This window comes from Streptomyces zingiberis, assembly GCF_012034935.1.
Classification (GTDB): Bacteria; Actinomycetota; Actinomycetes; order Streptomycetales; family Streptomycetaceae; genus Streptomyces; species Streptomyces zingiberis.
This window is the reverse complement of the sequence record NZ_JAATEN010000015.1, coordinates 149,643-156,856: the sequence shown is the minus strand read 5'-3', so window position 1 is coordinate 156,856 and position 7,214 is coordinate 149,643. Positions and strand designations below refer to the sequence as shown.

Genomic DNA, 7,214 nt, shown 5'->3' with positions numbered 1-7,214 from the left:
CCCCCGCCCCCCCCCCGGCCGCCCCCCCGCCCGCCCCCGCCCCCCCCCCCCCCCCCCCCCCCCCCCCCGCCCCGGCCCACCCCGGTCCGCCCCACCCGCCGCGGCGCCGCGAGGCCCGCGCCCCGGCCCCGGCGGAAAGCCCTTCCGCCGCCGGACCCGGCCCCCTCCCCGCGAAGGACCACCCCCCATGCCTGACGCCCCGCTCGCCTCCGTCCTCTTCGTCTGCGTCCACAACGCCGGCCGCTCGCAGATGGCCGCCGGCTTCCTCAGCCATCTCGCCGGGGACCGGATCGAGGTCCGCTCCGCCGGCTCCCTCCCAGCCGAGCACGTCAACCCGGCCGCCGTCGAGGCGATGCGCGAGGTCGGTGTCGACCTCGCCGGTGCCGAGCCCCGCGTGCTGACCCCCGACGCCGTACGGGCGTCCGACTACGTGATCACGATGGGCTGCGGCGACGCGTGCCCCGTCTTCCCCGGCAGGACGTACCTGGACTGGACGCTGGAGGACCCCGCCGGCCGGGACGTGGCGGCGGTACGGCCGATCCGCGACGCGATCAGGGCGCGGGTGGAGGCCCTCGTCGCGGAGATCGAGGGCCGGCAGGGAACCACCTGACGGCCGAGCGCGCCCTGGGGCCGCCCCCGGGCGGTGCGCGTTCCGGCCGGAGGCGTCTTCCGCGCCACCCGCCGGGGCCCGCCGCAAGGGCAACGCCGGGCCAGGGCCAGGGGAGCGCCGGCCGGCCCGTCGCGGGAGGTTCCGGCGCGTCACCACCTCCGCTTCCCCGACGCCGCGAGCCGCACGCGGCCCGTCGTGGGCGGCGCACGGCCGTGGGCGGCGACGGTTGCGAGAGCTGCGCGGACTCCGAGGACTCCGAGGGCTGGGCGCGCAGGACACGCGTGGAGGGGCGGGCACGGCGCCCGCCCCTCCGTCGTCACCTCACCTCACGTCACCGCCCGGCGGCTCAGGACACCACGTCCTTGGTGCGGAAGTGGCGGAAGGCCAGGGCGAAGAGGACGACGGCGTAGGTGACGGAGACCGCCGCGCCGCGGGCCATGGCGCCCCACTCCAGTTGCGGCTGGATGGCGTCCGCCCAGGCGAACTGCCAGTGCGCGGGGAGGAACTGGCGCCAGTCGCCGAGCGCGGTGACGGCGTCCAGGACGTTGCCGACGATCGTCAGGCCCACCGCGCCGCCGACCGCGCCCAGCGGGGCGTCCGTCACCGTGGAGAGCCAGAACGCCAGTCCGGCGGTGACCAGCTGGCTGACGAAGACGTACGCGACGACGATCGCCAGGCGGGTGAGGGCCGTGCCGCCGTCCAGGGAGCCGCCGGTGGGCAGGTGCAGGCCGTCCCAGCCGTAGGCGACCGTGCCGGCCACCAGGCCGACCACCGGCAGCAGCACCATCGCCGCCGCGCTGAACACCAGCGCCACCAGCAGCTTGCTGAACAGCAGCCGGGAGCGCGGCACGGGTGAGGCGAGCAGGTACCGCAGCGAGGACCAGCTCGCCTCGGAGGCCACCGTGTCACCGGCGAACAGCGCCACCGGCACCACCAGCAGGAAACCCGCCGAGACGAAGACGCAGGCCAGGGCGAAGCTGGGGCCGGACGCCGTGGCCGTGTCGATCAGCGAGACGCGGCTGCTGCCGCGCTCGTCCGGGTCGCCGCCGATGGCGAAGGCGGCGATCAGGATGAAGGGCAGCGCGGCCAGGATCCCGTAGATGACGAGGGTGCGGCGGCGGCGGAGCTGCCGGACCGCCTCCACCCGGAACGGGAGGGTGTGGCGGGGGCGGTAGCCGGGGGCCGTCGCGGGGCCGGGCGCCCTCTCCGGGCCGGGCCCGGTGGCCGTGGCCGTGGCCGTCCCGGTGGCGGCGGTGGCCGTGGCGGCGCCGGCGGAGGCGGTGCCGGGCGCACCGGTCCCGCCGCCGGCCGCGTCGTTCGCCGCGCCGCCGGGCGCGCCGTTCACCGTGGTGTCCGCCGCGCCGTTCGCGCGGGCGGGTTCCGCCGGGCGGGCTGTGCCGCCGGGGCCGTCGGGGCCGTTCGGGCCCGTCCGGGACACCCGCCCGTTGCGGGCGGGCCGGTCGGTCGGTCCGGTCACGGGGCGCCTCCGATCAGGGTGAGGAACGCGTCCTCCAGGCGGCGGTGCGGGCCGACCCGGTCGACGGGGATGCCGAGTCTGACGAGTTCGGCGAGGAGTTGCGCGGAGGTCATGCCGTCCAGCCGGACGAGCAGCCCGTCCTCCGTGGGGACGGCCGAGCCGACGCCGTCGAGCGCCGTCACCTGGTCGGCCAGGGCCGCGGACACCTGGTCGCCCGAGACACCCACCAGCAGGGTGTCGCCGGAACCGGTGATCTCCGCGACGGGTCCGGCGGTGACCAGCCGGCCCCGGTCCATGACGACCAGATGCGTGCAGGTCTGCTCGACCTCGGCCAGCAGATGGCTGGAGACGATCACCGTACGGCCGCCTTCCGCGTAGCGGACCATGACGTTCCGCATCTCCCGGATCTGTGGCGGGTCCAGCCCGTTGGTCGGCTCGTCGAGGATCAGCAGGTCCGGGAGGCCGAGCATGGCCTGGGCGATGGCCAGGCGCTGCCGCATCCCCTGGGAGTACGTCCGCACGGCGCGTTCCAGGGCGTCGCCGAGCCCGGCGATCTCCAGCGCCTCGTCCAGATGCGCCTCCTCGGCGGGGCGGCCGGTGGCCTGCCAGTACAGCTCCAGGTTGGCGCGGCCGGAGAGGTGCGGCAGGAAGCCGGGGCCCTCGACGAACGCGCCGACGCGGGAGAGGACAGGCGCGCCCGGGCGGATCGCGTGGCCGAAGACGCGGATCTCGCCCGCGTCGGGGGTGATGAGCCCCATCAGCATCCGCAGCGTGGTGGTCTTGCCGGCGCCGTTGGGGCCCAGCAGGCCGAGCACCTGGCCGCGTTCGACCCGGAACGAGAGGTCCCGGACGGCGTACCGGTCGGTGGAGCCGGCGTAGCGCTTGCCGAGCCCGGTGATCTCCAGCGGCACGGCGGACCGCGCCGGGTCGGGCGCGGGGGTGGCGGTGCGGCGGCGGCCGAGCAGCAGCAGCGCGGCGGCGAGCGCCACGCCGGTGAGCGGCAGGGCCCAGACCCAGGTGGGCAGGGTGCCCTCGCCGGCGGCGAGGGCGGGCGTCGTGGGCACGGACAGGGTGTCATCGGCCAGCGCGACGCGGTGGTCGGCGGGCTCCACCGGCGAGGCGTAGCCCATGTCGGTGGCGGACAGGACGAGCCGCATCCGGTGCCCGGCCTCGAACTTGTGGTCGATGACAGGGAGCCGGATCTCGGTGGTGCGGCCCCCCTCCGCGTCGGTGCCCTCGACCCGGATCGGGGCGACGAGCTGGGAGGGGAGGAGCTGGCTGCCGTTCGGCCCGACGTCGTACACCTTGGCGAAGAACACCGCGTCCTCCGCGTCGGAGGAGACGCGCACCTTCGCCGTGGGCCGGCCGGTGACCTGGACGGCCGAGTCCAGCGGCGCGGAGTCGAACGCCGCCGCCTGGCCGGGGAAGTCCAGCGCCAGGCCGGCGCCGAACGAGGTGAGCTGGGCGGCGGCCCCGGCGAGACCGGGGACGGAGGAGACGGCCGCCGGGGTACCGCCCGCGGGGTTGCGGACGGTCTGCTCGCGCCCCTGGAGGCGGACGCTCCGGTTGTCGGTGCCCTCCAGGCCGGGGTAGCGCCCGGTGGAGGCGCCGTTGAGCCGGACGCGGGCGTCGGCGGAGTCGAAGCCGCCGGTGCGGGTGACGCGGAAGGCGGGGCCGGTGGCCGCCTCCTCGTCGCCCTTGAGGTGGCGGTCGAACCAGGAGTTCATCCGCTGCCGGACGCGTTCGGTCTCCTGGTCGCCGCCGTCGTGGCCACCCGCGAGCCAGTCGACGGAGACGGGCGCGCCGTTGGCCTTGATCTGACGGGCCATCGCGTCGGCGTGGCTCAGCGGGAAGAGGGAGTCGGTCTGCCCGCCGAGGACGAGGGTGGGCGCCGTGATGCGGTCGCCGACCGCCGCCGGGCTCCGCTCCTTCAGCAGCTTCTCGGCCTCCGCGTCCGGCTTCCCGGCGGTGGCGACGCGCTCGTACATCTCGCAGAGCGCCTTCTCGAACCGGCCGCAGGCGAGGCCGCCCTCGGCGGCCGTGCCATCGGCGGTACCGCCGGGCGCGTCGGCACCCGCGCCCCCGGCGCCCGTGCCGCCCTGCGCGCCGTCCTGGCCTGCGCCGTCCTGGCCTGCACCGTCCTGGCCTGCGCCGTCCTGGCCGGTACCGCCCTGGCCGGTACCGCCCGCGCCGCCCTCACCACCGGCGCCGCCCTGGCCTGCCCCGCCCTCCGGGGCCTCCTCGGCGCCCGGCCCCATGTCCGTGGGGAAGGGCGTGGAGCCGGTGGTGAAGAAGATGCCGGCCCACAGCTTCTTGAAGACGCCGTCGGGGAAGAGCGCCTCGGAGAGGTCCCAGTAGGTGTTCTGCGCGGCGACGGCGTCGATCCGCGGGTCGTTCCCGGCGGTGAGCAGCGAGACCGCGCCACCGTAGGAGGCGCCCGCGATGCCGACGCGCGGATCGCCCTCGGCGTCGAGCCGCACCTCGGGGCGGTCCGCGAGCCAGTCGACCAGCCGCCGGACGTCGGCGACCTCGTTCTCCCGGTCGTTGAGCCCGATCCGCCCGGTGGACTTGCCGAAGCCGCGGGCCGACCAGGTCAGCACCGCGTAGCCGTCCCGGGCCAGTTCCTCGGCCTGCTGGTGCAGGTCCTTCTTGGAACCGCCGAAGCCGTGCGCCAGGAGCACCGCCGGGCGGCGCTCACCGGCCGGTCCGGAGGTGTAGAACGAGGTGTCGATGCGCGCGGGCCGCGGGCCGGCTTCCTCACCGCCGCCGTCCGCGTCACCGCCCGGGGCGGCCATCGGGAGGAACCGGTCCTCGCGCTTGACCGGCGCCGGGTCGTCGGCGACGGCGGTCCAGGTGCCCGCTCCGGCGACGAGGGCGGCCGCGAGCGCGGCGGCGGCCAGCCGGGTCCGTCGCGGGGCCGTCCGGACGGCCCGGAGTGGCCCTCTGAGCGGCCGGAACGACCGCAGGTTTCGCACATCCATGCACCCGAGCCTACGCAGCCGCGCCGCCCTCACACCCGCCCCGGGGCAGGAGGCCGCCCCCTCCTCAGGTCGGAGAGGGGACGGCGCGGCGTACGGCAGTCGTGGTACGAGGACGCGTCCGCCCCCGCCGATGACCACTCCGTGAGACGCGGCGGGAACAGCCGTTCGGATGACGTCCCGTCCTCACCGTACCTCCGGCGGCCGATTCACGAGAGCGGCGCACAGCGGGGCGGGCGGTCGGGGTGCATCATGGGGAGACTTTCACGAAACGGTCGAAACGGTACCGGCGTCCCGCGAGCCGGAAGAGCGTCCCCGAGCGGTCACGGGGGGCCGTCCGAACCCTCCCCGCCGTGACCGGCCCGGCGGACGGCGCGGGTCACCCGCCGCGGGACGCCTCGCCCGAGCGGCCCGGACCGCCGTCCACGACGCCGGTTCCGCGTCGTCCACCCCTACCCTGGGGCCGCCATGAGCTGGTTTCAGTCACCGTTCTTCCTGAACTGGGGGGCTCCCGCGGGCCTGAGCGGACTGGTGGCCTGGATCTGCCTGGTCCGCCAGTACCACGGCAAAGGGCGGCTGCTGGGCAGCGCCCGCGCCGCGCTGCTGTCCGCGGCCGTGGTGACGGCCATGGCCGGGATCGCCCTGCTGGCCGTCTCCCTGCTGCCGTTGCTCGCCCAGGTGCCGGCCGCGGCCGTGGGCGTGGCGACGGGAGCCGGGGTGCTGCGCCGCGGGCGGGTGCAGTCGGACACGGCCAAGCCGTTCCTCACCTTCCTCACCCTCGGCACCGCCCACCTCCTCGAACGGCTGGAGGAGCGGATGGCGCTGGACTGCGCGGACTGGTGTGACGACCTCGCCGACGGGCTCCGGGACCTGCGCCGGGCCCAGGTCTTCGTGCACGCCCTGCGGCTCCACCTCGTCGCCCGGCACCAGGACAAGACGAGCCGCAAGGCGGTGGAGGAACGCTTCGCCGAGGCGGAGGAGGCGATCCGGCGCGCCCTGGAGACGGAGGAACGGATCGAGGCGGCACGCCGGATGCCCGGTTTCGACGGCCGGCCCGGGCCGCGCCGCGACCGCACGGAGGAGGAGCGGGTGGCGGCTCTGCGCGCCTGGGGCGAGGCGCGGCACCACTGCGCGCTGCTGCTGCGGGTGGCGTATCTGCTGGGCCGGCGCTCCGACCGGTGGGCGCTGCTCGCCCTGCGGGACGGCACCGCCCCCGGCGGCGGGCGCCCCGGGGCCCCGCTGCCCGCCCAGCGCCGGCCGCATCTCCACCTCCACCTGCGGTGGTTCGGGTGGCACCGGGACGGGCGCGGGCGCCCGGTCGAGGGCCGGGCGCGGCCCGCCGCCGCGCCGGACACCGCGCCTGACGGGGCGTCGCCCGCCCGCACGGCCGGAGCGCCCGGCACGGCGGCGGACGCGCGGTCAGAACCGCGAGCGGACGACGCCGCCGCGCAGACCTGAACGGCCGTCCCGCGGGGTGGAGGGATCGGGCCCGCCGGGCCCCTCCGGCCCGCCGGGGAAGCCCGGCGGCGCGGTGGACCCCGGGGGAGCCGGGGCGGCCGGGGCCACCGGGGCGATCGGCGAGGCGGCGTCGGCTGCCGGGTCAGGGGCCACCGGCAGGTCGCGGACGGCGGGGCGGTCCGCCGCCGGGCCGGCGGCATGGGCGGGACCGGCGGGGCCGGGCGACGGGCACGGCCGTTCCGGCTCGTGGAAGCGGATCTCCACCGTGGCACCCATCGCCGCGGCGGCGGACGCGAGGGACCGCACCGTCAGATTGGCGTCCCCGGACAGTATCTGGCTGACCCGGCCGGGGCTGACGCCCATGAGCGCCGCCAGCTCGGCGCGGCTGAGCCCGCGCGCGGACAGCTCACCGGCGAGGGCGGCCGCGGCCTGCCGGGCCAGCCGGGCGGCGGCGGCATCGGTTCCGGTACCGGTACCGGTACCGCTCCCGCCCCGCGCCATGAACGGCATGGTCTCCTCAACCCCCCAGATCGGCATGGTCCTTGGTACGGCGAGGTCTTCCGGGGTACTGCCCCAGAATGCCACCTTTAGCTCCACCTAAACAGCGGAGCGCGGGACTCCGTACCCCGGCAGGCCGTGCCGCTCCGCCGGGTGCACCGCCCGAACACGGCCTGAGCTGGGGGAACGTTCT

5 protein-coding genes are annotated in these 7,214 nt (G+C 76.9%); 2 read left to right on the top strand and 3 right to left on the bottom strand.

Going from position 1 to position 7,214, the window contains the following annotated elements; genetic code table 11:
- Positions 1 to 187 precede the first annotated feature (187 nt).
- Complete coding sequence (locus HCK00_RS19075; protein WP_168103207.1) at positions 188 to 610, top strand: arsenate reductase ArsC; 423 nt, start codon at positions 188 to 190, stop codon at positions 608 to 610.
- 346 nt (positions 611 to 956) lie between these two features.
- Here the strand turns inward: HCK00_RS19075 and HCK00_RS19070 are convergent, their stop codons facing one another.
- Both HCK00_RS19070 and HCK00_RS19065 read right to left on the bottom strand, forming a co-directional pair.
- Positions 957 to 1,754 carry an ABC transporter permease gene (locus tag HCK00_RS19070; RefSeq protein ID WP_311765385.1) on the bottom strand — a complete coding sequence of 266 codons (798 nt, stop codon included), beginning with the start codon at positions 1,752 to 1,754 and terminating at the stop codon, positions 957 to 959.
- A gap of 329 nt (positions 1,755 to 2,083) precedes the next feature.
- The gene (locus tag HCK00_RS19065) at positions 2,084 to 5,068 is read right to left on the bottom strand and encodes an alpha/beta fold hydrolase (RefSeq protein WP_168103206.1); all 2,985 of its coding nucleotides are present in this window, start codon (positions 5,066 to 5,068) and stop codon (positions 2,084 to 2,086) included.
- Between the two features lie 465 nt (positions 5,069 to 5,533).
- On the opposite strand from HCK00_RS19065, the gene HCK00_RS19060 reads away from it, so the two are divergent.
- On the top strand, positions 5,534 to 6,523 hold the full coding sequence (locus HCK00_RS19060; RefSeq protein ID WP_168103205.1) for a hypothetical protein: 990 nt from the start codon (positions 5,534 to 5,536) through the stop codon (positions 6,521 to 6,523).
- Here the strand turns inward: HCK00_RS19060 and HCK00_RS27775 are convergent.
- Positions 6,485 to 7,060 carry a helix-turn-helix domain-containing protein gene (locus tag HCK00_RS27775; protein WP_240965680.1) on the bottom strand — a complete coding sequence of 192 codons (576 nt, stop codon included), beginning with the start codon at positions 7,058 to 7,060 and terminating at the stop codon, positions 6,485 to 6,487. The two genes, HCK00_RS19060 and HCK00_RS27775, sit on opposite strands and share 39 nt — an antisense overlap.
- Positions 7,061 to 7,214 lie beyond the last annotated feature (154 nt).

Excerpts from the sequence above, each read along its gene's own strand:
- HCK00_RS19075 (WP_168103207.1), top strand. The coding sequence starts at position 188 with ATGCCTGACGCCCCGCTCGCCTCCGTCCTCTTCGTCTGCGTCCACAAC.
- HCK00_RS19065 (WP_168103206.1), bottom strand. The coding sequence starts at position 5,068 with ATGGATGTGCGAAACCTGCGGTCGTTCCGGCCGCTCAGAGGGCCACTC.
- HCK00_RS19060 (WP_168103205.1), top strand. The coding sequence starts at position 5,534 with ATGAGCTGGTTTCAGTCACCGTTCTTCCTGAACTGGGGGGCTCCCGCG.
- HCK00_RS27775 (WP_240965680.1), bottom strand. The coding sequence starts at position 7,060 with ATGCCGATCTGGGGGGTTGAGGAGACCATGCCGTTCATGGCGCGGGGC.